Genomic DNA, 23,828 nt, shown 5'->3' on the forward strand with positions numbered 1-23,828 from the left:
AAATGTCGCAGATATTAGTCGTTGAAGACGACTTAGATATTGCAGAACAAGTGCTGTTGTTCTTCAATGCATCTGGCTTTACTACTCACCACATTACTGATGGCAGCGCCGTAGTGTCGTGGGTCAAAGAGAATAATCCAGATGCAATAATTCTAGATGTTATGTTACCTAATTTAGATGGCGTGGAGTGCATGAAGCAGATCCGCGCTTTTTCTATGGTACCCATTATTATGGTAACCGCTAAAGTTGAAGAGGCTGATAGGTTAAAAGGGTTAGAGCATGGTGCTGATGATTATGTGTGTAAACCTTTTAGTGGCGCAGAGCTTGTCATGCGTGTTAAGGCTATTTTAAGACGATGTACACCAATATCCCAGCAGCCAACTGAGATGCCTGCTACTATTTGTCTAAACGAAGATGCCTTAGAAGTTGAAATTCAAGGTGTATCACTCGGTTTAACTAAGGTCGAATTTGACGTGTTTAAGCTTTTATATAAAGCACCAAAACGTGTTTTCTCAAGGCAGCAGATACTTGATCATATTCAACCAAATAACTTTGACATTACCGATCGTGTTATTGATAGCCATATCAAAAACATCCGCAAAAAACTTAAGAATTTAAAGTTCTCTCCTAAGATAGTCGCTTCTGTTTACGGCGCAGGCTATCGTTATGATGAACGTCAAATCAATTGATTTGGCGTTCATCGCTTTCACACCTTATTGCAAACGGTACGTTCACTTTTTCTAACAGAATGGCTAAATACGTACACTGATAACTCTCTGGATTGAATATCCTGCCAAATTTGTTTACTGGGAAGTGGACATAATGCGTAATGTAAATATTGGCTTAGCGCCTCACCTTCGAGAGCAATTGGAGTTGGCGTTTGTACATACACTTGAATTGCATTAGTTGAATATTTAATCTTGTTTAAACGCCAATGACCTAATAAAAACTGTTTTGCAAAAAACTGTGATATACGCTGTTTTGCAGATTCAGACAGTGGAGGGGACGCTACTGGCTTTTCATAGCTTACATAATAAAGCCCAGCACTTAATAGCAAGCTAGCGATAGCAGCACTGAAAGGAAGATGAGACTTTTTGGTTTTTTTAACTTTGTTTTGACGATGTTTACGCTCAACTGACTTAGCCCATTGAGCATGCTTTAATGACTCTGACATGGTTCCATTCCACAGTAGTTTATAGTGCTATTTAAGCAATAAAATGTGGTGAAAAAATGGAGAAGAAAGCGCTTATTTATTACTTATAGGCAGTAAAATCCTGATACATAAACCACCTGACTTACCCGGTAATGCGCTAATATTACCAGACATTAGCTCTACAAAACTTTGGCAGATCGAAAGCCCTAAACCAGAACCTCCTAATGCACGGCTACGAGACTCTTCAACACGATATAAACGGTCGAATAGTTTGCCTATATGCGCTTTTCCTACCCCAGGAGAGGTATCATCAACTTGAATAAACAACTCTTGGTTGTTTGCTCTTACTTTAAGGCGAACATGGCCAGGGCTGTCTGTGTATAGGCAGGCATTAGTAAAAATATTGTTGAGAATTTGGTCAAGCTTTTGCTTATCTACCGTGATTTCAACTCCTTCAGCAATAACAATGTCAGCTAAAAATGTGAGTTGATGGCTGCAAACATAGCGGCGCATGTCTTGCTCATATTCAGTAAAAATATGTGCTGCATTATATTGTTGAAGATTTAATGTAAGAGTTTTGTTTTCAGCTTGAGATAACTGATATACATCGGATATCAAGTTATTTAGCTGTGCTATCTTGCCATTAATTTTGCTGTAGGCTAGGTCACGGTTTTCTTGAATATCGAGTTCCAGCGCTTCGATATGCAGTTTTAATACACTCAGTGGTGTGCGTAATTCATGGGATATATCTGCAAGCATTTTGTCTTTTTCAATCAAGCTATATTGATATAGCTTTGCTTTAAATAGAGCTTTTCGATGCTTAAAGTAATACAGCACTAAGGCAAGCGTACTGAACAATAAAACAATGCCGGCTGATAACAGCCATATCTGTTTTTCTAATCGCTGATTATTCATTTGAGCTGTAGCGAGTTTGTTTTTTTGTATCTCATCATCAATGCGCTGCTGTTGCTCGATTGCGGTTAATTGTTTTTTGTTCTTTTCAACAGCTTGATTTAAATGCTCTTCAAACAACGACTCGGCAAGTGTGTTTTTAAGTTTTAGCTGCTCAGCTGCTAGTTTGTAATCACCGATAAGTTCAGCATAAATCGCGGTATAACCGTGCTGTTTTTGATTCAATAAGCGGTTATCAATATCAGCGAGTAGTTCTTTTGTGTTACTTAAATAAAGGTTAATCAATATAGGGTTTTTTAGTGCTAGATGTAGTTCGATTAAATTAAAGTAAGAGTAAATTTTGCTTAATGTCGAGCCAGACTTAAGCGCAGCATTTAACCCTGATTCAGCACTACTGAGCGCCATATGTTGGTTGTCTATTTTTAAATACAATTGCATTAGCGTATGTTTCGCGGTAGCCATATTCTCATAGGCGTTGACGTCGGCTAAACGGGTATAGGCGTTATTTAATAAGGGGAGCGCCTGCTCTAAGTCACCTCGTTTATACACTAACTTGGCAAGTTGTAAGCTGGTGTCTGCAATATTCATTTGGTTTTTGGTTTTAATATCAAACTCAAGCGCTTTTTTATAGAAGTACTCAGATTGAGAAAGGTCATCAAGTCTTTGAGCAAGGTTTGCTAAGTTATAAAAGTTAGTGGCAACCAGTTCATAATTATCGCTGTTTTCTAACAAGCCCTGTGCTTTTACTTGATGGTGCATTGATTGTTCAAGATCATTAAGTGTGTCGTATAGCGAACCTAAATTGCTATGGCTTTGTGCTTGTAGATTTTTGTCTTCAAGTTCGTTTGCAAGCGCTAAGGCTGCCATGTAGTGCTTCTTTGCTTCAATTGTTTTTACTTGGCGGCGGTAGTTGATCCCCAACTCTTTTTGGATCTGGTATTGATCCTCTTTACTCAAATTAGCAATTTTTTGTAATGGCAGTAACAGTTCAATCGCCTCGTTGTAATGACCTTTTTTACGTAAAAGTGGCGCTTGAGCCATGGCAACATCATAGGTTGATGAAGTGCTATTATGATCTTTGTATTGCTCAAGAATTGTGAGGGCTTCACTGATTTTTCCTTGGTTTTCAAGGTCAGTGACTTGATTTAATAGAGAACTTGGCAGTGTGGTTGCTACACTTGCGCATGACAAAAAATAAATAGCGATAAGTAAAGAGTATTTCATTAGAGGTTAGAATGGGCTTAATGTGTACGCATACTAACGAGAAAATGTGTAGAAATTATGGAGTTATTAGTTAACGTTTTTCGTTATTTCATATTGTTTAGTGAAAAAGGATTGCTATTAATCTGTTTAAACCTTACATGTTATTATTTTTCACCTTTTTGTCTCATTATCAAAAATTTCTGATTGTTTTCAGATATCTGAAGCCTAAAATCAAGCTGAGTATAATTTATACACGATTGGCATAATAATAAATAATTTATTTATCATTTTTGCTAGTAATAAAGTTTTGATTAATTCTTCAGGCGAAAATACAATGAAAAAATCTATTTTATCTATATTGGTAGCATGTGGGGTACTTGCATCACATGCCTCGGCAAATAACTGCACGGGCGAGTTATATGGTATTAACTCTGGTCGAGGTCATTTAGGTTTCGTTTTTTCAATAGATGAACAAGCGCAAAGCGCAGCTGTTCATTCAAAAGCTGCGTTTTCATCTGCAGCGATAGCATTTGATAGCACAAGAAACCGACTTTATTACGTAGCAGCTCCACGACCGCTTTCATATAAGTTAGATGTAAGTGAATTTAATTTAGCGAGCCATGAACTTGCTGACCTGCCGATACAAAGTGAAAAGTATAAATATACTCGTATTGCTTATGTAGATATGGATACAAAAGAACACACCGTTCTTAATCGATCTAATCCGATGACTCGTTTAGCGTATGATCCAAATCGCGATGTTATTTATGGCTCAAAAGGCAGTAAACTTTATGTTATTTCTCCTGAGTCAGGTGAGACGCAGTTCCTAGGTAACATGACTGGCTATGGCAATAGCTCAGATATTCTTCGCGGCGATATGGTTGTAAAAAACGGTGAAGTGTATTTGGTTTCTGCAACCAGTATCTTTTCATTGGATCTTTCTACACTTGAATTATCGAAAAAGTCTGAACATGGTTTAACAACAGTAACAGGTGCTGCGCTAGACCAAAATGGAGAGTTATTAATTTCACGAGAAGTTATTAACGATCAAGGTAATTATAACATTACGAAGTTGTATAAAGCGTCGATTGAAACGGGCAAAACCTGCGCAATGGGTACATACCCAATGCGAATTAATGATTTAGCGTTAAACACACTTAAGCCAGTCGCGTGTTATAGCCAGCCAACTTGTAGTATTGCTGCTCAGCCACTAGTTATTACCAGTATTGATAAAAATAGAAAGGCAACTTGGCAAAACTATACTTTAAATGCCTATTTATTTGATAAACCAATAGCAAAACTGACTAGTTCAGCAAACTTTGGTGAAGACGGTATTGTTAATAAAACAGTTTCAATAAATCATGATTTTGCTGCTGCAAACTCAATTACAGAAGCTGCTATTGATGATTACAATACAGATATCTTTTTTATGGGAAGTTTTCATGATACCGATTTTACAGATGCTGAACTTGCAGAGCTTTACAATTGGTCAAAAAAATCTGGCAATGTAACTATTATTGCGGCTGATTCTGATATGCCGAATGAAAAAGTCTATGCCAAATGGGGTTATACAGTTACTCGTAATGGTTATGTAGATGGGCCAAATACTCAAAACCCTGATGGTGTTAATACTCAAGCTCAACAAGCTATTTTCGCTGGTCCATTTGGTGGTGTAACGAGTTTCTATCAAGCGGGTGGTGCTAAAGGATATTTTTCTGAAATGCCTGCAGGTACGCAAGTATTAGCAGTTAATCAAGATGGCTTGCCAACGATAGTAAAAGACTCAGCTACTGGTGATATTTTATTGTCTGATAGCGGTATTGTTAACTCTCAAGACAAAGTTGAAAATTACACCTCAGGTACAGGTGTGTCTAGCATGGCAGACCGCTTATTCTTAAACTTAATTAACTACGCTAGTGATATAGATTAATTCGCTACATTTTAACCATCGTGAAGTAAACTACTTTACGATGGTTAATTATATGAAAACTTAATTTTATTAATTATTTAAACGTTTAATATTGTAGCTCCTCAATTTATTTTTTCTCTCCTTCTCTATTTTGTATTTTTACTTAATATTAATGTTTTTCTTTTTTAGTTTTTAATCATCTGTTTTTATTGTTCTCTCTAAAAATAAGGGTTTTCCTATTGTGTTGTAATGATTTAAAAGTAAATATTCTACTTTGTAGTATTTAAATAAAAAATTAACATTTATTACCTTTCTTATTTTCAATTAGTAGTAAATAAGGTTTGGTTTTATTTTTCAGGTGAATATAAAATGAAAAAGTCTATTTTTTCGATAATGACACTTTGCAGCGCTCTCTCGTCAGGTGCCTATGCAAACATGTGTACTGGTGAGCTGTATGGTATTAACTCTGGCCGAGGTCATTTAGGTGTTGTGTTTTCGCTTGATGAGCAAGCAAAAACGGCAGCAATTCACTCAAAAGCGAAGTTTTCTTCAGCGGCAATGGCATTCGATAGTACTCGTAATCGTCTATATTATGTGTCAGCACCACGGGCTTTAACTTATAAGTTAGACCCAAGTTCATTGAATTTATCTGATGATGAATTGAAAGACTTACCGATTAAAGGCGAAAAGTATAAATACACTAAATTAGCCTACGTTGATATGCAGACAAATACGCACACAGAAGTTGCCCGAACAAGTCCAATGACACGTTTAGCGTATGATCCAGACCGTGATGTTATTTATGGCTCTAAAGGGAGTAAGTTCTATATTATTTATCCTGATTCTGGCGAGACCCAGTTTGTAGGTAATATGACTGGCTATGGTAATAGCTCAGATATATTACGCGGTGATATGGTTGTTAAAAATGGGGAAGTGTACTTAGTTTCTGCAACCAGTATTTTCTCATTAGATCTCTCTACACTTGAACTATCGAAAAAGTCAGAACATGGTTTAACTACTGTAACAGGCGCTGCGCTTGATCAAAATGGTGAGCTGCTTATTTCTCGTGAAGTGATTAACGATCAAGGTAATTACAACGTAACTAAGTTATATAAGGCATCTATAGACACGGGTAAAACATGTGAAGTAGCCTCCTATCCAATGCGCATAAATGATTTAGCAGTTAATACACTAAAACCAGTTGCTTGTTATGCTGAGCCAATTTGTAGCGTAGAATCAGAGTCAATCGTTATCACGAGTATCGATCAAGCCAGACAAGCTACGTGGGCTGGTTATACGCTTAATGGTTGGTTAATGGAGTGGTCTTTAGAAAAACTAACAAGCGCAGCAAATTTTGGTGAAAATGGTGTAATTAATAAACCAATTTCAATAAATCATGACTTTGCAGCGTCAAATTCAATTACCGAACAAGCACTAGATAATTACAATACAGATATCTTTTTTATAGGTAGCTTCAGATTGAGTAATTTCACTGATGCAGAACTTAATGAAGCATATAATTGGTCACTAAAAAAGGGTAATGTCGCAATTATCGCAGGTGATGCTGATTACCCTGAAGAGAAGATTTATCCAAAATGGGGCTATAGGGTAACAGCCAATGGTTATGTGGATGGGCCAAGTAAACCAAACCCTGATGGTGTAGGTTCTCAAGAACAACAAAGAATTTTTGAAGGACCATTTGGAGAGGTAACTGAGTTTTATCAGGCTGGAAGTGCAAGAGGTTATTTTTCTCAGATGCCAGCTGGAGCACAAATTTTAGCTGTAAATCAACAAGGCTTACCAACTATTGTAAAAGACCCTGCAACAGGCGATATCATCTTGGCTGATAGCGGTATGCTTACACTTCAACATAAAGCAGAAAACATCACTCAAGGCCCTACGGTTACCAGTATGGCAGACCGACTACTAATGAATCTGTTTAACTATGCCAGTGAAATAGACTAACTATTTGCTGGTTATGCAAAAATCGCGAAGCTTTAAGTGCTTCGCGATTTTTAATATAAAATTATTCACCAGCAACCAGTTAAGGTGTTTTTCACTCTATTGGTGTGCTGTTTAACTAATAAATAATTAACTCCCACCAATAATACATGGCAGCTTGCAAGCACAATTATCCATGGTGAAATACTTTGTGCTAAAAGACTGACCGTTACCAAGCTCATTAGCATCAAAAGCAATGACGAATTTAATGCAGTTTGTAATAACTGCTTAAAGCGTAAATGTTTCCAACGACTCCAAACAATCAGTAAAAATGCGGTAGTGGGGAGTATAAATAATATACATTCAATTAACGTAACGAATAACTGAGCGCTTTGAGAAGGCGGAGCAGCTGTTGCACCTTGTGAATGGTTAGAGCTTAAGGCAACCAATCCAAGCACCACAGTGATAAACATATTTTTAATATTCATTCATAAACTCTAAACTAATAAATCTTTAGCAGCTAAACACCCAAGCATTCAAATTAGGCATGCGCGTTTATGAGCTCTTTTGCATTGGCTCTTGCCATTTTACTGATGTTATCGCCAGCGAGTAGTCGGGCTATTTCATCAATACGGCCTTCTTTTGTAAGCTTATTCATTTGCGTATAGGTTTCGCCGTCTGCAATTTCTTTTGCAACAAAAAATTGTTGATGCCCAGAGCTTGCTACTTGCGGCAAGTGAGTTACACAAATAACTTGTGTCGATTTACCGAGTTGGCGTAAAAGTTTTCCAACGGCTGAAGCGGTTGGGCCAGAAATACCCACATCGACTTCATCGAAAATTAGTGTTGGCGTTGTAACACGTTGAGCAATAATAACCTGAATCGCTAAACTAATACGTGATAGTTCACCACCCGAGGCCACCTTAGAAAGTGCTTGCATTGGTTGACCTGGGTTAGTTGATACTAAAAACGAAACCATATCAAAGCCCATTGAGCTTGGTGCTTTATCGGTGGCTTGCTGAATATCAATCGCAAACTTGCCATTTTCCATCGATAAGTTCGCCATGCTATCGCTAATTAATTGGTTAAGTGTTTGTGCGTAACTATGACGGCTTTCACTTAATAATTGTGCTGCCTGTTTGTATTGCTCAAGCGCATCATCAATTTCACTTTCAAGCGCACCTAAACGGTCACTGTTATAGCTGATTGATGCTAACTCTTCACTGATAGATTGATGAAACTCAACTAACTCTTCTGGTTTTATATGGTGCTTGCGGGCAAGGTCCATAATACCTGTTAACCGTGTTTCAACTTCATCTAAGCGAGCGGGGTCTAAGTCAGTTACATCAACATAACTACGAATTTCACGGCTTGCTTCTTCAACTTGTACAGCAGCCTCGCTAAGTAGCGCTGCAATGCTCGATAAACTTTCATCATAACTAGCAAGCTCAGCAAATTGCTGCGCACTGTGTTGCAACATTGAACAAGCACTTAGCTCGTCACTTTCGTATAAGTGTTGTAGCTCACGCTGGCATGACTCTAAGATAGTTTGGCTATGACTTAGTTTGTGATGCTCAGCTTCAATCTCCTCAAATTCACCCGGCTGTAAAGCAAATTCATCAAGTTCAGCCACCTGATACTCTAATAACTGCTTTTGAGCTGCTTGTTGCTGTTGCTGCTGCTCTAAATGATTAAACTCTTTAAGTAATGCTTGGTAAGCTTTGTAGCGCTCTTTAACATCAGTTAATAGCTGGTTGTGGCCTGCATAAGCATCAAGTAAATGTAATTGATGCTCAGACTTTAACAAGTGCTGATGGGCATGTTGACCATGAATTGAAATTAAATACTGACCTAACTCTTTTAATTGCGCAGCGGTTACTGAGCTGCCATTAATATAGCTTTTGCTGCGGCCATTTTTACAAATAACTCGACGCAGCAAACACTCGCCGTCGTTATTTGAAAGTAAATGCTGTTCTAAAAACTGTTGGGCGAGCGGAAGTTGGCTAATATCAAACTCAGCGCAGATCTCTGCGCGTTCAGAGCCTGGGCGAACCGCAGCTGCATCAGCTCGTTCACCAAGGCACAATGATAGCGCGTCGATGGCAATTGATTTACCTGCGCCGGTTTCACCTGTAATGGCGGTCATGCCATTGTGCCACTCAGTACTCAAGTTACTGACGATGGCAAAATTTTTAATTTCTAACCCAATTAACATACTGTTTATCCATCCAGCTAATTGACTGTTAATTTATACAGTGTTTTTGGGTTTTGCAAATTAAATTTTAAACTTTGCTTAATTCTGCGTTCTGATTTTCTTGGTTTATGTCTTTTGGATTCGATGAGTTCAGCTCTTTTGCTTGTTCATCTGAGGGCATTGTCGGCGGCTGATACTTGATGACTTCAATTAGCGACGGCAAAGATTCCTGATAAAATGACTTGTTGTACTCAATGCCATTGTAAGGAAGTTCAGCCATGAAATATTGAAGGCGGTCAGCTAATTGATCTAATTCTTCTGGTGTCTGCGCTTTGCTCGCTTCCATGATGATGGTATTTATCAATAAATCACTGATGTATTCAAGGTGAGCAAGGTTTTCTTCATTATGAGCTTGAACAACAAAAAAGTTACTCGTAATTTGACTTAAACGCGAAACATTTTTCGGACGAATAAGTTTGCCTTCGCTAAAGTCAATCAACTTGCTTTTAAAGTCATTATTAATTTCTTTTACACGTTGGTTAAAACGTTTCTTTTCAGCCTCAATCGCTTTACGACGGTTGCTTTCAACCATCCAGTAACACCCTAGCAAGGTGATAAGTAATAACAGAGCAAGAAAAACGATATAGCTCATTTCGGTGAAGTATCCTTAAAAAATTACAGCATTAAGTATGATTATTTTGCGCTAATCAATCTGCCTTGGCAATTATTTAAGATAAAAATTGCTATTTAAAATAGCCGACTTCCCCAATTAAGTTTTTTTCTCAAAACATCATAGTAGGAATAGTCTTTAGGGTGAATTAAGCGCAAGTGTTTATCGGCTTTTTTGATAACCACTTCATCTCCGGGCAATACCGCCAAAACCACATGACTGTCGCAGCTTACTTGCAGACTGTCGGTATTTTCGAGGCTGAGCTTTAAGCGCACTTCGTTATCGGCATCAACCACTAGGGGACGACTTGATAAAGTATGTGGGAACATTGGTACTAATGAAATTGCGTTCAGCTCAGGTGTTAGAATAGGCCCGCCACCCGATAATGAATAAGCAGTTGAGCCTGTTGGTGTTGAGACAATTAAGCCGTCTGAGCGCTGTGAGAACACAAAATCGTTGTTAATAAAGGCTTCAAACTCAATCATATGGGCAACTTTATCGGCATGGAGAACAGCTTCATTAACCGCCAAATTCGCACTCTTAAGTTCGGCATGACGATAGACTTCAACTTCTAATAAAAAGCGTTTTTCTTCGATAAATTGTCCGCTCAGGACGTGTTCAAGACTTGCTTCAAAACCTTCTGGGTTTAAATCAGTTAAAAAGCCTAAGTTACCTCTGTTTACACCAATAACTGCAACATCAAAGCGCGCAAGAACGCGAGCAGCACCAAGCATGTTTCCATCGCCGCCAACAACAATGGCTAAATCTGCCCGCTCACCTAAATCAACTAACTTAACTAAGTTTTCTGCTGGTACGTTGTCAAGTTGGCGTCCAGTTCGTTGCTCGACGAGCACTTCAAAGCCTAAGGCAAGTAAAAAAGTATGAAGGCGTTGCAGGGTCGTGGCTGCGGCGCTGTGATTAGGTTTGCCAATCAAACCTATGGTCTTGAACGGTGAATCCATGTTAATTGCACTTAAACTTTCATAGCAATAGATTACATTAAAAATTAATGCTTTGAAAATAACTTGAAATAAACTTGCAGCGCCCAAATATCTAAGGCCAAGGAGCAAGATGTATTAATTATGAAATTAAATCCGCGTGACCAACAAATATTTTCAGCAGTAATGAGCCTTTATTGTAATGGTGAAGGGTTGCCTGTTGCTTCATCACGAATTGCTAAACAAAAAGGCATGGCTGTGTGCTCAGCTACGGTGCGTAATGCGATGGCACGTCTCGAAAAAGAGGGCTTATTATATTCACCTCATACATCTGCTGGCCGTGTACCCACCAATGAAGGGTTTGAATATTGGCTGTCAGAGTTTTTTGAGTTACCGCAAATTGCAACTTATTGGCAACCACAGCAAGCCCAGCTTGTTGAATTAGCTCATGGCTTGAGTCAGCGTTACAAGGTCTGTTGTTGTGTTGGCTTGCCACAGGTAAGTTCACAACTGGTTTTCCGTGTTGAAGTACTTGATTTTGATGCTAGCAACTGGCTTATTTTGTTGCTTGATAGAGCAGGGCAAAGCCACAATATTTGTATCACTAAACCTGAAGATTCAAGTGATGCTGTGCGTTATCAATTTGCGACTTGGCTAAACACGGTGTTCAGTCAACAAACCCTGATGGAAGGATTGTATCGCATGCAGGCGATGGCCAATACTGCACCGCATAATTGTCATGATTCACTCACACAATGGACAAGACAGTTAAGTCAAAAACTGGGCTCTGATAATAGCATTGTGGTGGGCGAAAATTATCTTTATCGCCAAGTTGATTGCCAAACCAGTCTTAATATTGGAGTATCATTTTTAAATTTCGTTGAAGATAAGTTGGCATTTAAAAATGGTTTATCGGTTCTTAATACAGAACAACTACCATTTACTGATTGTGATGAGCTAATGGTTATCAGCGTTCCATACTTTAATAACCAAGAATATCAGAGTCGATTTTGTGTTATTTGTCCAAAATCAGCACAAATAGAAGCAATCATCCAAGAATTTGAGTTAATCGGCTCATCAGCCTCTTGAATCTTTTTATTCAATCCCCATAATTACCGCAGTTGTAAAGAATTGGAGCATGTAAGCTATGTCTGAGCAGACAAAATCACCAGAGCAAGAAGTTGAACTAAACGAAGAATTTGAACAAATGCAAGCGGATGTTGATGCAGCCGTTGAAGCAGCAGAGCAAGTTGAAGGCGAAGAAATGAGCCCTGAAGCAGAAATCGCGCTACTGCACAGCGAGTTAGAAGCTGCTAAGCAAACTATAAACGATCAAAAAGACAGTGTTGTTCGTGCTGCAGCAGATGTTGAGAACATGCGTCGTCGTGCCGCTCAAGATGTAGAAAAAGCACATAAGTTTGCACTTGAAAAATTTGCTAACGAATTACTACCTGTTATCGATAACCTAGAGCGTGCAATTGAGTTTTCTGATAAAGAAAATGAACAGCTTAAACCTGTGCTTGAAGGTATCGAAATGACCGTTAAGAGTTTTAATGATGCGGTATCAAAATTCGGTGTTGAAATTGTTAACCCACAGGGTGAACAATTTAACCCTGAATTCCATCAAGCAATGTCAATTCAGCCAAGCAATGATGTAGCGCCTAATACTGTTCTTGCAGTAATGCAGAAAGGTTACACATTAAATGGCCGTTTATTACGCCCTGCAATGGTTATGGTATCTAAAGAAGCTGAATAAGCTTTAAAGAGATAGAAAAAATGCCTGTTAATAACAGGCATTTTTTTTACCAATTATGTTTAAGTATTTAACTCGATTGGTATCGTTTTCGATGCCAAAGCTGTACAAGTAATATCAGTATCAGTGCGCTGAACATCATCGCAGAAAATGGAATAGCACTTTGTGGATGAACAAAAGCAAGGATAGGTCCAACTAAAGCACCACTACCGAATCTCAGTGTACCAATAACAGCTGTTGCAGTACCTGACTTTTCTTCAAATTGCATGAGAATCAATGAGTCTGCATTACTCGCTACAATACCTAAACTCATCATCAGCGGGGCGATAGCGGCTACGATAAAATACAGCGATAAATGCATCACACTGAACAACAGTAAGGCAGCGCCAGAAACAAAACCAATAGCAAGGCCAATAAACAAAAGTTTACGAGAGCCCAAACGTGGCACCAAGCGCGTATTCATAAAGTTACCAAACATCAGCGCTAATACATTAAAAGCGAATAACACACCGAACAATTGCTCATCTACTTTAAAAAAATCGAGATATACATAAGGTACCGATGTTAAAAAACAGAAGAATGCAAACGAGGCAAACATCGAGCTGGCAATATCAGCAAGGGCGCTGCGACGTGAAAATACGGTTTTATAACTATTGAAAAACAATGCTAAACCGCGCTGTTTACTTTTAAATATAGGAATATCGATCAAATGTATTTGGACTAAGGCTAAAATTGTAAAGCTATAGCCTGCTAGAACGATAAAAATAACCTGCCAGGTTGAGATGCCCATAATGAGTGAGCCAAGGGTAGGGGCTATCAGTGGAGCCACCATCATAATCATAGACACATACGACATACCTTTAGCGGTATTTTCGCGGTAAATATGGCGAATGATCCCGGGCACTACAACCGTCGCAGCAGCACCGGTAAAAGCTTGAATGGCTCGTAAAGACCAAAACAATTCAATATTTTGGCAAAATGCCAGAGCCAATGAGCTAATACCAAATAAACTTAAGCCTACTTTAGCAAGTAGTCGTCTGCCAAGCTCATCGGCAATTGGACCAAAAAACAACATGCCAAGGGCGTAACCTGCAAGATAAATGCTTAGTGAAATTTGCACATTTGGCATCGTCGTTTGCAAGTCGTTTGCAATTACCAGCATTGCAGGTAGGTATAAATCTATGGCAAGAGGGGTAATTGCAACAATACTTGCCAGTAACGGTAATAAAATGCGTTTATTTAAAATCTCTGGGGAAGGCATTGGTTACTCATTAATCGAAAGTTAGGTCACTATTGTAGCAGTGTGAACCCCTGTGGTGAACTTAGTTTGCCTGCTAAGTAAAAGAATTAACGAAAAAATAACAACTGATAATGAGGTCGTTCATTTTCATATAAAATTAAGCAATGCTTTGCTATATTAGCGATTATTGCACCAAGTATTTCAAGGATTCGTATGAAAAAGTTATTGATGGCAGTGTTAGCTACCGCTGTTTTAGCTGGTTGTAAAACCTCACCAACAGGACGCACGCAAATTGCGCTTTACTCTGATCAACAAATGAATCAAATGGGACAAGCCAGTTTTGCAGAAATGAAAAAAACGCAGCCTGTTAATAAAGACCCACGAGTTAATAGCTATGTTAAGTGTATTGCCGATGATGTAATTTCTGTACTGCCAAATGAGTATGCAAAACAGTCTTGGGAAGTTGTAGTATTTGAAGACGATTCTGCAAATGCATTCGCCTTACCGGGTGGTTATATCGGGGTTCATACTGGTTTATTAAAAGTAGCGGTAAACCAAGACCAACTTGCTACTGTTTTAGGTCATGAAGTTGCACACGTGATAGCTGAGCATTCAAATGAACGTGTTTCACAGAATGCACTTTTACAAACTGGCTTACAAGTTGGTGGTGCAGCACTTGATATGGGGAATGTGCAATATCGAGGCGAAATCATGCAGGCTTTGGGTTTAGGCGCACAATATGGGGTGGTATTACCATTTAGTCGCTCACATGAATCAGAGGCAGATATTGTAGGTCTAGATTTAATGGCAAAAGCAGGATTTAACCCAGAGCAATCAGTATCTCTTTGGCAAAATATGAGTGCAGCAGGTAGTAGTGGTACACCCGAGTTTATGTCGACTCACCCAGCTCCGGGTAACCGAATTAAAGAGCTTCAAAAGCACATGTCAGATGCATTAAAAGCTCAACAAGCGGCCAGAGCGAAAGGGAAAACCCCGCAGTGTAAATTATGATCAATAGAGCAAAGGTTGAATATCAACATTTTGCCAATAATATTTTTTATTCTCATAAATACACACTTTTCCTGGGTAAGTTGTCTGCTCGATTGAAGGAGTGGATAGCTGCTCAGGAATACCACATTTTTGCGCCAGACTAACCATAGCTATACCCTCAATTAAAAGAGTAATATCTATATCTTTCCAATTACAATCATTTTCTTGGCAAAAACAGGCTTTTCCGTCGTAAGTAACTTGATCAAGTTTTGGCATTGAGTAAGGTTTTGGTAAACCGCATTTTATTGCAGGTTTAAGCTCAGTTGTATTGGCTAGGAAAGAAGTAGTTAAAGCTAGTAAGCTACTAATGATAAATGATTTATTCATGAGGTTCTCCTAAAATCTAACTGTAGAACCACGATCGAATGTATGTCAAATTTTACTCTAAAATTTAAAAAGCCTGTAGTTTAGATAACTGCAGGCTTTAATTTGATAACTAGCAACTAGCAACTAGCAACTAGCAACTAGCAACTCGTTAAAACGTCCACTCAACGTGAAGTTGTGGTACTGACTCAGTAGTGTCTGTACCTAGCTTGTTGTGCCAGTATTGCCACTCAAGACCTAGCAGTAGCGTATTTTCTTTCATGCTCATTGCATGACCTAAATCCCAAGTAATGATTGGCTGTGCTAGAATCCACGCTTTTACATCTTCACCAAATTCATTTTCACGTTCAGCGATGTATTCAACATGACCTGTTACATTGAACTTTTGTGAGCCAATAGTAAATGGGTAACCCCATGCAACATCAATCATCCAGCTGTTTGATTCAGTTGGTGCGCCACCACGTGCTACGCCTTCACTGTCATCAATGTAAGCGGTGAATAGGGTAGATAAAAAGCTAAAGCCCGGAGCTTGCCAGCTCAATTTTACACCGGGTAAATATTTCAGTACTTTTGCGTCACCCGCTGCATTAAAACCTGCTGTTAAGCCTACATCGGCAATTGCGCCGTATGAAAAGTCATTGCCAGAGATTTTTGATAAGCTAAATGTTGAATACCACTCGCCATAAAAGTCTTTGTCTTGATAGCCATCTTGACGGTCGTCATTGCTGTAATCAATAAAAAAGAAGTTATCGCCATAGTCGTAACCAGAAGCATGTTGCAATGAAACAACCGTGGTATTTGACTTAGTTAATGAAAACGGATTTTTGTGTTCACCGTTATTAACGTGTAATTGCGTAGAGCTCCAATTAGCGGCATAGCCTGAAGTACTTACTGCACATAGCGCAGCAACAGAAAGGATCTTTTTCAAGTTCATATCTCAATATTGATGGTGTAAAGGGGATACAAAGGCAGGATTATAGCAGATACGCCCTAAATTGGGCGTATCTTGGCAAAAATTATTTAACTTATGCTTTATTCCGACGTAAGCAAATTACCGCTACTGCAGTAAAAGCAAGAATAAAACAATAATAAGATGATGTTGATACTTCCCATGGGCTAATTTTAAAAGTAGCACCCAACAATAGCGCTTGTGCGCCATAAGGCAGTGAGCCTTGTGTTACACAAGCAAAAATATCAAGCAAGCTTGCTGAACGCTTACCTGTAATTTCGCCATCATCCGCTAATTTTTTAGCAATTGGGCCTGCAACAATAATTGATACCGTATTATTAGCAATACATAGGTTGCTGGTCATAACGAGGGCTGCAATCCCTAATTGATCCGCAACTTTACGGTGCCATTTAGCGATAACTTTAGTAATTGCTTGAATTTTATTAGCAATATAATCAAGACCACCATTAATACGGATAAATTCTGAAAGGCCGCCAATAAACATCGATAGCAAGAAAATTTCCTGCATATCGGTAAAGCCTTTATAAACATCTTTAACAAAACTCGCCCCTTCATAGCTGCCAGTAAAGCCCATGAGTGCAGCAAAGATAATACCGCTAAATAGCACCACAAATACGTTAAAGCCCATTACCGCGAGTACCAAGATAAAGGCATAAGGCAATACTAATAAAATATCGAAGTCTTGAGTTTTTACAGCTTCCGCAGTAGGTGTTAAGAAAAATAACAAACCGATTGTTAATGCTGCAGCAGGCAGTGCAATTTTTAGATTTTCGCGGAATTTATCTTTCATTTCACAGCCTTGCGTGCGGGTTGCAGCAATCGTTGTGTCAGAGATGATTGATAAGTTATCACCAAACATGGCACCCGATACAATCGTGCCAGCCATCAGTGATGGATCAATACCTGTTTTTTGGGCGACGGCATAAGCAATCGGACCAATAGCACCAATAGTACCCATTGAAGTACCCATTGCAGTCGACACAACAGCGGCGATTAAAAATAATCCCGGTAGTAATAATGCTGGCGGAATAAGTGATAAACCTGCATTAACAACGGCATCAACACCACCTGTTGCACCGGCAACCGCAGAAAACGCACCAGCGAGAAGATATATCAAACACATCGTGATGATATTGCTGTGGCCAGCACCTTTAATAAAGGTTTCAACACTGTGGTTGATGGTATTTTTATTTAAGATAAACGCCAGCATGATGGCAGGTAAAATTGCCACTGGAGCAGGTAATTGATAAAAAGCGTAATCAACACCTTGAGATTGTAAGTATAAGCCAGCGCCTAAAAATAAGCCGACAAACACCAAAAGCGGCAGCAAAGATAATTTTGCTTTTGTTCTATTAAATGATGGCTGCATCATATTCCTCGTTAGATAACCAATAACACAGCCAAAGACTTCTTTTAGCTGTATTTAGTTGTGTCTAAAAGACATCAACAGCGCCCGCAAGCCAAAGACCAAATCGGCGCAAAGGAAGAAGTTTAAATGTATAGATGGCTAAATGCAAAGACTATCTGTTATTATTGTTGTTATTTTATAAAACATAAACTCAGCATAAATTAGCTCAGTGTTTTTTATAAGCTAACCTGACTATTACATGAGTTTTCGATAAAATCTAGCCAGCTAATAAGAATAGGTAAGGTAATAGTATGAATCGTATAGGTGTATTTGGTGCAAACGGCCGTATGGGGCTGGCACTTTTAGAAGCTGTCACAAAAAAAGAAGATGCAACTTTAACGGGCGCGTATGTTCGTGACAACTCGCCACTTTTAGATATTGCCGTTAATCAATTAAACAGTGCCGCAACAGCTGATGTGTCATTTAGTAAAGAGTCAGATGTAAAAGATACTGATGTGCTGATTGATTTTACCTTACCGGCAGGTATGCGTAGTCATTTAAAAACAGCCGTAGAAAAAAATATCGCGATGGTAATTGGTACCACGGGTCTTAATCAAGACGACATTGATGCTTTAAATGAAGCAGCAAAGCATATTCCGATTGTTTTTGCGCGCAATTATAGCGTAGGTGTGAATTTACTGCTTAACTTAGTGCAGACTGCGGCTGTGAAGTTTGGCGATGACATGGACATCGAAATATTTGAAGCTCATCATCGTCACAAAATTGATGCACCTTCGGGCACCGCGCTGGCAATTGGTGAAGCGATTGCTGAGGCAAAAGGCTGGCAACACGATGAAGTTGCACGATTTGACAGAAGCAATGACGAACATGCAAAATCGCAAAATGAAATAGGTTATTCGGTCATGAGAGGCGGGGATATAGTAGGTGAACACACCGCATATTTCGCAACTTCTGGCGAAAGGCTAGAATTAACTCATAAAGCAAGTTCAAGAATGACCTTTGCATTAGGAGCTGTAAGAGCTGCGGGCTGGTTGAAAAATAAACCAGCTGGACTTTATGATATGCAAGATGTGCTTGACTTGAAGTAGTTTAGTTTGATTTTTGGCAGTTTCAGCGAGTTTTTAGTTAATAGCGCTTATTTTTACTATTTTATTAATTAAGATTAGATCTACAAGCTAAATTACTGTAGAATAGCGCCAATTTGCCAAAAATTCATAAATGCGTGTTTCCAATCGCTATAAACGGGCAGTAGAGCAAATGACTTTACTCCCGTTTTTTACTGTTAGGAGGTTAACTTGACTAAATCCGCTCTGTTAGTCCTAGAAGACGGCACAGTGTTTCGCGGTACTGCAATCGGCGCTGACGGCATGTCAGTGGGCGAAGTAGTATTCAATACGTCTATGACTGGTTATCAAGAAATTTTGACTGACCCTTCATACGCGGAACAAATCGTAACTTTGACGTACCCACATATCGGTAATACGGGTACTAACAGCGAAGACGAAGAAGCGGGTCAAATCTGGGCTAAAGGCCTAGTGATCCGTGATTTGCCACTGCTAGCAAGTAATTTCCGTAACGAGCAATCGTTAAGTGATTACTTAAAAGAACGCAATATCTTAGGTATTGCAGACATCGACACTCGTAAATTAACACGTATCTTACGTGATAAAGGCGCTCAAAATGGTTGTATCATCGCGGGCGACGAGTTAGATGAGAAAAAAGCGCTTGAAGCTGCGCAAGCCTTCCCAGGCTTAAAAGGCATGGATTTAGCAAAAGTTGTCTCAACCAAGGAAAAATTTGAGTGGCGTGAATCAAGCTGGACATTAGGTTCAGGCTTTAAAACGCTAGAAGCAGCAGACGAGAAGTTCCACGTTGTTGCTTATGACTTCGGTGTTAAACGTAATATCTTACGTATGTTAGTAGACCGCGGTTGTAAATTAACCGTAGTGCCTGCACAAACATCAGCAGAAGACGTATTAGCACTTAACCCAGACGGTATCTTCTTATCAAATGGCCCAGGTGATCCTGAGCCGTGTACATACGCGATTGAAGCAATTAAAACTTTCCTTGAAACAGACACGCCAATTTTTGGTATTTGTTTAGGTCACCAATTACTTGCTCTTGCCTCAGGTGCACAAACAGTAAAAATGAAGTTCGGTCACCACGGTGGTAACCACCCAGTTAAAGATCTTGACCGCAATGTTGTTATGATCACAGCGCAAAACCACGGTTTCGCAGCTGATGAAGCAACATTACCAGCGAATTTACGTGCAACGCACGTTTCACTATTCGATGGCACGCTACAAGGTATTCACCGCACAGATAAACCAGCATTTAGCTTCCAAGGTCACCCAGAAGCAAGCCCTGGTCCACACGACGCGGCACCATTATTCGACCACTTCATCGATTTGATGCAAGCACGTTCAAACTAATTTAACCGGAGTAACAATGCCAAAACGTACCGACATAAAAAGCATTCTTATCTTAGGCGCAGGCCCGATTGTAATCGGTCAAGCTTGTGAATTTGACTACTCTGGTGCACAAGCGTGTAAAGCACTACGAGAAGAAGGCTATCGAGTTATTCTTGTAAACTCGAATCCTGCAACTATCATGACTGACCCTGAAATGGCTGATGCGACGTACATCGAACCAATTCACTGGGAAGTGGTAGAGAAAATCATTGAAAAAGAAAAGCCAGATGCAGTACTTCCTACTATGGGTGGTCAAACTGCATTAAACTGTGCACTTGATTTAGATAAGCACGGTGTATTGGCTAAACACGGCGTTGAGTTAATCGGTGCAACTGCTGATGCAATCGATAAAGCTGAAAACCGTGAGCGTTTTGACGCTGCAATGAAAAACATTGGTCTTGAGTGTCCGCGTGCAGAAATCGCTCACTCAATGGAAGAAGCACACGATGTACTAAGCCGCATCGGTTTCCCATGTATCATTCGTCCATCATTCACTATGGGTGGTACCGGTGGTGGTGTTGCATACAACCAAGAAGAATTTGATGAAATTTGTGAGCGTGGTTTAGATTTATCACCAACAAATGAGCTTCTAATCGATGAATCATTAATCGGTTGGAAAGAGTACGAAATGGAAGTTGTTCGTGACAAAAACGACAACTGTATCATCGTATGTTCTATCGAAAACTTTGACCCAATGGGTGTTCATACTGGTGACTCAATTACGGTTGCACCAGCGCAAACGCTAACAGACAAAGAATACCAAATCATGCGTAATGCATCGATGGCGGTACTTCGTGAAATCGGTGTTGAAACAGGTGGTTCAAACGTACAGTTTGGTGTGAATCCAGTAGATGGCCGTATGGTTATCATTGAGATGAACCCACGTGTATCGCGTTCATCTGCACTTGCATCAAAAGCAACCGGTTTCCCAATTGCGAAAATCGCTGCAAAACTAGCTGTAGGTTACACCCTTGATGAGCTACAAAACGACATCACTGGCGGTAAAACACCAGCGTCTTTCGAGCCGTCAATCGACTACGTTGTGACTAAGATCCCACGTTTTAACTTCGAAAAATTCGCCGGTTCAAACGACCGTCTTACAACACAGATGAAGTCTGTGGGTGAAGTTATGGCGATTGGTCGTAACCAACAAGAGTCACTTCATAAAGCATTACGTGGTCTTGAAGTCGGTGCAACGGGTTTTAACCCAATCGTTGCTCTTGATGACCCGAAAGCGAAAGAAAAAATCATCCGTGAATTACGTGAGCCAGGTGCAGAGCGTATTTGGTATGTAGCAGATGCAATGCGTCACGGTATGAGCGTAGAAGAAGTTTTCGAACTAACTAAGATTGACCCTTGGTACCTAGTGCAAATCGAAGACATCTTAAAAGACGAAGCAACAATCAGCGAAGTTGGTATGGCTGGTTTAAATGCTGAGTTCTTACGTAAGCTTAAGCGTAAAGGTTTCGCTGATGCGCGTATCGCAGAAATTGCCGGTGTCTCTGAAGCTGAAATTCGTAAAAAGCGTCACCAGTTAGATATCGTGCCTGTATACAAGCGCGTTGATACCTGTGCTGCCGAATTTAGCTCAGACACAGCTTACATGTACTCAACATACGATGAAGAGTGTGAAGCGAACCCATCTGACAAAGATAAAATCATGGTAATCGGTGGTGGCCCTAACCGTATCGGTCAAGGTATTGAATTCGATTACTGCTGTGTTCACGCAGCATTAGCTTTACGTGAAGACGGCTATGAAACAATCATGGTTAACTGTAACCCTGAAACTGTTTCAACTGACTATGATACATCTGATCGCTTATTCTTCGAGCCAATCACGCTAGAAGATGTATTAGAAATCGTACGTGTTGAAAAGCCTAAAGGTGTTATCGTTCAGTACGGTGGTCAAACGCCGCTTAAACTTGCTCGTGCACTTGAAGCGAACGGCGTGCCAGTTATTGGTACTTCACCAGATGCTATCGACCGTGCAGAAGACCGTGAGCGTTTCCAACAATTAGTTGAGCGTTTAAACCTTCTTCAGCCAGAGAATGCAACAGTAACTTCAATGGAAGAAGCGATTGCAAAATCAGCTGAAATCGGTTTCCCACTTGTTGTACGTCCTTCATACGTACTAGGTGGCCGCGCGATGGAAGTGGTATATGATGAAGACGATTTACGTCGTTACATGACTGAAGCAGTATCAGCGTCAAATGAAGCGCCAGTACTACTTGACCATTTCTTAGATAACGCAATCGAAGTTGACGTTGATGCAATCTGTGACGGTGAGCAAGTAATCATCGGTGGTATCATGGAGCACATTGAGCAAGCAGGTGTTCACTCTGGTGACTCAGCATGTTCATTACCAGCGCACTCATTAACAGCTGAAGTTCAAGACGTGATGCGTAAGCAAGTGACTGATATGGCACTTGAGCTTGGCGTAGTAGGTCTAATGAATACACAGTTTGCTGTGAAAGACGGTAAAGTTTACTTAATCGAAGTAAACCCACGTGCTGCACGTACAGTACCGTTTGTTTCTAAAGCGACAGGTATCGCGCTTGCTAAAGTAGCGGCACGTTGTATGGCTGGTCAGTCGCTGGCGAGCCAAGGTATTACTAAAGAAGTAATTCCTCCTTACTACAGTGTTAAAGAAGTGGTATTGCCATTTGCTAAGTTCCAAGGTGTTGATCCAATCCGAGGCCCAGAAATGCGCTCAACGGGTGAGGTAATGGGTGTTGGTGAAACTTTCGCCGAAGCATTCGCTAAAGCACAATTAGGTGCAAGCAACACTTTACCACGCGGTGGTCGCGCGTTACTATCGGTACGCAACAGTGACAAGCCACGTATTGTTGAGCTAGCTAAAACCATGACTGACCTTGGTTTTGAGTTAGATGCAACGGGTGGTACTGCTAAAGCCCTTGAAGAAGCAGGTATTGCAGTTCGTCGCGTGAACAAGGTATTCGAAGGCCGCCCTCATATTCTTGATAGAATTAAAAATGGTGAATACAGCTATATTGTAAACACTACTGAAGGTCGCCAAGCGATTGAAGATTCGAAGGTGTTACGTCGTGGTGCTTTACAGCACAAGACAAACTACACAACGACACTGAACGCGGCATTTGCTAACTGTACTGCTAACCAAGCAGACGACCGTAGCAGTGTGACGTCAGTTCAGGAATTACACCAGCGAATGAACTAAGGAAATGTGCCAAGGGTGATACATTCACCCTTGGATTAAGTGAGAATAATATGCAATCAATTCCGATGACAGTTCGTGGTGCAGCATTACTGCGCGAAGAACTTAACGAATTAAAAACAGTTACACGCCCAAAAATTATCGCTGATATCGCTGAAGCGCGTGAACATGGTGATTTGAAAGAAAACGCTGAATACCATGCTGCTCGCGAGCAACAAGGTTTCTGCGAAGGCCGTATTCAAGAAATCGAAGCGAAGCTTTCAAATGTGCAAATCATCGATGTAACTAAAATGCCAAAAACTGGCAAGGTTATTTTTGGCACTACAGTGACTATCGTTAATGTTGAAACCGACGCTGAGGTGAAATACCAAATCGTAGGTGATGATGAGGCAGATATCAAAAATAACTTGATCTCTGTTAACTCGCCAATCGCACGAGGTTTAATTGGTAAAGAGGTAGACGATGCCGTTATCATTAAAACACCAAACGGTGAGGTAGAGTACGAAATCATTGAAGTTGAGTATATTTAATAGCTTAA

The 23,828-nt window shown here is 39.9% G+C and carries 20 protein-coding genes; 10 read left to right on the plus strand and 10 right to left on the minus strand.

Features of this window, described 5'->3' with window-relative positions; genetic code table 11:
* The first annotated feature begins 2 nt into the window (after positions 1-2).
* A complete protein-coding gene (locus tag E5N72_RS09625) occupies positions 3-689 on the plus strand; it encodes a response regulator (protein WP_135924239.1) in 687 nt (228 codons plus the stop codon).
* A 17-nt stretch (positions 690-706) separates the two neighbouring features.
* On the opposite strand, the gene E5N72_RS09630 is transcribed toward E5N72_RS09625, so the two are convergent.
* Both E5N72_RS09630 and E5N72_RS09635 read right to left on the minus strand, forming a co-directional pair.
* Positions 707-1,174 (minus strand): hypothetical protein, encoded by a 468-nt coding sequence (locus E5N72_RS09630; RefSeq protein ID WP_135924240.1) that lies wholly within the window; start codon positions 1,172-1,174, stop codon positions 707-709.
* A 72-nt stretch (positions 1,175-1,246) separates the two neighbouring features.
* Positions 1,247-3,289, minus strand: coding sequence for an ATP-binding protein (locus E5N72_RS09635; RefSeq protein WP_135924241.1), 2,043 nt, complete (start codon positions 3,287-3,289; stop codon positions 1,247-1,249).
* 313 nt (positions 3,290-3,602) lie between these two features.
* Here E5N72_RS09635 and E5N72_RS09640 point away from each other — a divergent pair, with 313 nt between their 5' ends.
* A complete protein-coding gene (locus tag E5N72_RS09640; RefSeq protein WP_135924242.1) occupies positions 3,603-5,198 on the plus strand; it encodes a hypothetical protein in 1,596 nt (531 codons plus the stop codon).
* Positions 5,199-5,546: 348 nt separating this feature from the next.
* Complete coding sequence (locus E5N72_RS09645) at positions 5,547-7,142, plus strand: hypothetical protein (protein WP_135924243.1); 1,596 nt, start codon at positions 5,547-5,549, stop codon at positions 7,140-7,142.
* A gap of 65 nt (positions 7,143-7,207) precedes the next feature.
* Here the strand turns inward: E5N72_RS09645 and E5N72_RS09650 are convergent, their stop codons facing one another.
* The 4 genes from E5N72_RS09650 to nadK all read right to left on the minus strand — a co-directional run bounded on the left by E5N72_RS09650 (position 7,208) and on the right by nadK (position 10,944).
* Positions 7,208-7,606 carry a hypothetical protein gene (locus E5N72_RS09650; protein ID WP_135924244.1) on the minus strand — a complete coding sequence of 133 codons (399 nt, stop codon included), beginning with the start codon at positions 7,604-7,606 and terminating at the stop codon, positions 7,208-7,210.
* A gap of 53 nt (positions 7,607-7,659) precedes the next feature.
* On the minus strand, positions 7,660-9,333 hold the full coding sequence (gene recN, locus E5N72_RS09655) for a DNA repair protein RecN (RefSeq protein ID WP_135924245.1): 1,674 nt from the start codon (positions 9,331-9,333) through the stop codon (positions 7,660-7,662).
* Between the two features lie 67 nt (positions 9,334-9,400).
* Entirely contained in the window at positions 9,401-9,964 is a 564-nt protein-coding gene (locus E5N72_RS09660; RefSeq protein WP_135924246.1) for a hypothetical protein, read from the minus strand.
* Between the two features lie 95 nt (positions 9,965-10,059).
* Positions 10,060-10,944, minus strand: a complete 885-nt coding sequence (gene nadK, locus E5N72_RS09665) for an NAD(+) kinase (RefSeq protein ID WP_135924247.1) — start codon at positions 10,942-10,944, stop codon at positions 10,060-10,062.
* A 120-nt stretch (positions 10,945-11,064) separates the two neighbouring features.
* On the opposite strand from nadK, the gene E5N72_RS09670 reads away from it, so the two are divergent.
* Positions 11,065-12,009, plus strand: coding sequence for an HrcA family transcriptional regulator (locus E5N72_RS09670; RefSeq protein WP_135924248.1), 945 nt, complete (start codon positions 11,065-11,067; stop codon positions 12,007-12,009).
* Between the two features lie 58 nt (positions 12,010-12,067).
* The gene (grpE, locus tag E5N72_RS09675) at positions 12,068-12,676 is read left to right on the plus strand and encodes a nucleotide exchange factor GrpE (protein ID WP_135924249.1); all 609 of its coding nucleotides are present in this window, start codon (positions 12,068-12,070) and stop codon (positions 12,674-12,676) included.
* 67 nt (positions 12,677-12,743) lie between these two features.
* On the opposite strand, the gene E5N72_RS09680 is transcribed toward grpE, so the two are convergent.
* Entirely contained in the window at positions 12,744-13,934 is a 1,191-nt protein-coding gene (locus E5N72_RS09680; RefSeq protein ID WP_135924250.1) for a Bcr/CflA family efflux MFS transporter, read from the minus strand.
* Between the two features lie 192 nt (positions 13,935-14,126).
* On the opposite strand from E5N72_RS09680, the gene E5N72_RS09685 reads away from it, so the two are divergent.
* Entirely contained in the window at positions 14,127-14,924 is a 798-nt protein-coding gene (locus E5N72_RS09685; RefSeq protein WP_135924251.1) for a M48 family metallopeptidase, read from the plus strand.
* Here the strand turns inward: E5N72_RS09685 and E5N72_RS09690 are convergent, their stop codons facing one another.
* The 3 genes from E5N72_RS09690 to E5N72_RS09700 all read right to left on the minus strand — a co-directional run bounded on the left by E5N72_RS09690 (position 14,925) and on the right by E5N72_RS09700 (position 17,626).
* Positions 14,925-15,290 (minus strand): hypothetical protein, encoded by a 366-nt coding sequence (locus E5N72_RS09690; protein ID WP_135924252.1) that lies wholly within the window; start codon positions 15,288-15,290, stop codon positions 14,925-14,927.
* A gap of 148 nt (positions 15,291-15,438) precedes the next feature.
* On the minus strand, positions 15,439-16,221 hold the full coding sequence (locus E5N72_RS09695) for an outer membrane protein OmpK (RefSeq protein WP_135924253.1): 783 nt from the start codon (positions 16,219-16,221) through the stop codon (positions 15,439-15,441).
* A gap of 91 nt (positions 16,222-16,312) precedes the next feature.
* The gene (locus E5N72_RS09700) at positions 16,313-17,626 is read right to left on the minus strand and encodes a Na+/H+ antiporter NhaC family protein (protein WP_135926269.1); all 1,314 of its coding nucleotides are present in this window, start codon (positions 17,624-17,626) and stop codon (positions 16,313-16,315) included.
* A gap of 290 nt (positions 17,627-17,916) precedes the next feature.
* On the opposite strand from E5N72_RS09700, the gene dapB reads away from it, so the two are divergent.
* The 4 genes from dapB to greA all read left to right on the plus strand — a co-directional run bounded on the left by dapB (position 17,917) and on the right by greA (position 23,820).
* The gene (dapB, locus tag E5N72_RS09705) at positions 17,917-18,714 is read left to right on the plus strand and encodes a 4-hydroxy-tetrahydrodipicolinate reductase (RefSeq protein ID WP_135924254.1); all 798 of its coding nucleotides are present in this window, start codon (positions 17,917-17,919) and stop codon (positions 18,712-18,714) included.
* A gap of 207 nt (positions 18,715-18,921) precedes the next feature.
* On the plus strand, positions 18,922-20,058 hold the full coding sequence (carA, locus tag E5N72_RS09710; protein ID WP_135924255.1) for a glutamine-hydrolyzing carbamoyl-phosphate synthase small subunit: 1,137 nt from the start codon (positions 18,922-18,924) through the stop codon (positions 20,056-20,058).
* 16 nt (positions 20,059-20,074) lie between these two features.
* On the plus strand, positions 20,075-23,293 hold the full coding sequence (gene carB, locus E5N72_RS09715) for a carbamoyl-phosphate synthase large subunit (RefSeq protein WP_135924256.1): 3,219 nt from the start codon (positions 20,075-20,077) through the stop codon (positions 23,291-23,293).
* A gap of 50 nt (positions 23,294-23,343) precedes the next feature.
* Positions 23,344-23,820 carry a transcription elongation factor GreA gene (gene greA / locus E5N72_RS09720; RefSeq protein ID WP_135924257.1) on the plus strand — a complete coding sequence of 159 codons (477 nt, stop codon included), beginning with the start codon at positions 23,344-23,346 and terminating at the stop codon, positions 23,818-23,820.
* Positions 23,821-23,828 lie beyond the last annotated feature (8 nt).

It is taken from the genome of Pseudoalteromonas sp. MEBiC 03607, assembly GCF_004792295.1.
Taxonomy (GTDB): domain Bacteria; phylum Pseudomonadota; class Gammaproteobacteria; order Enterobacterales; family Alteromonadaceae; genus Pseudoalteromonas; species Pseudoalteromonas lipolytica_C.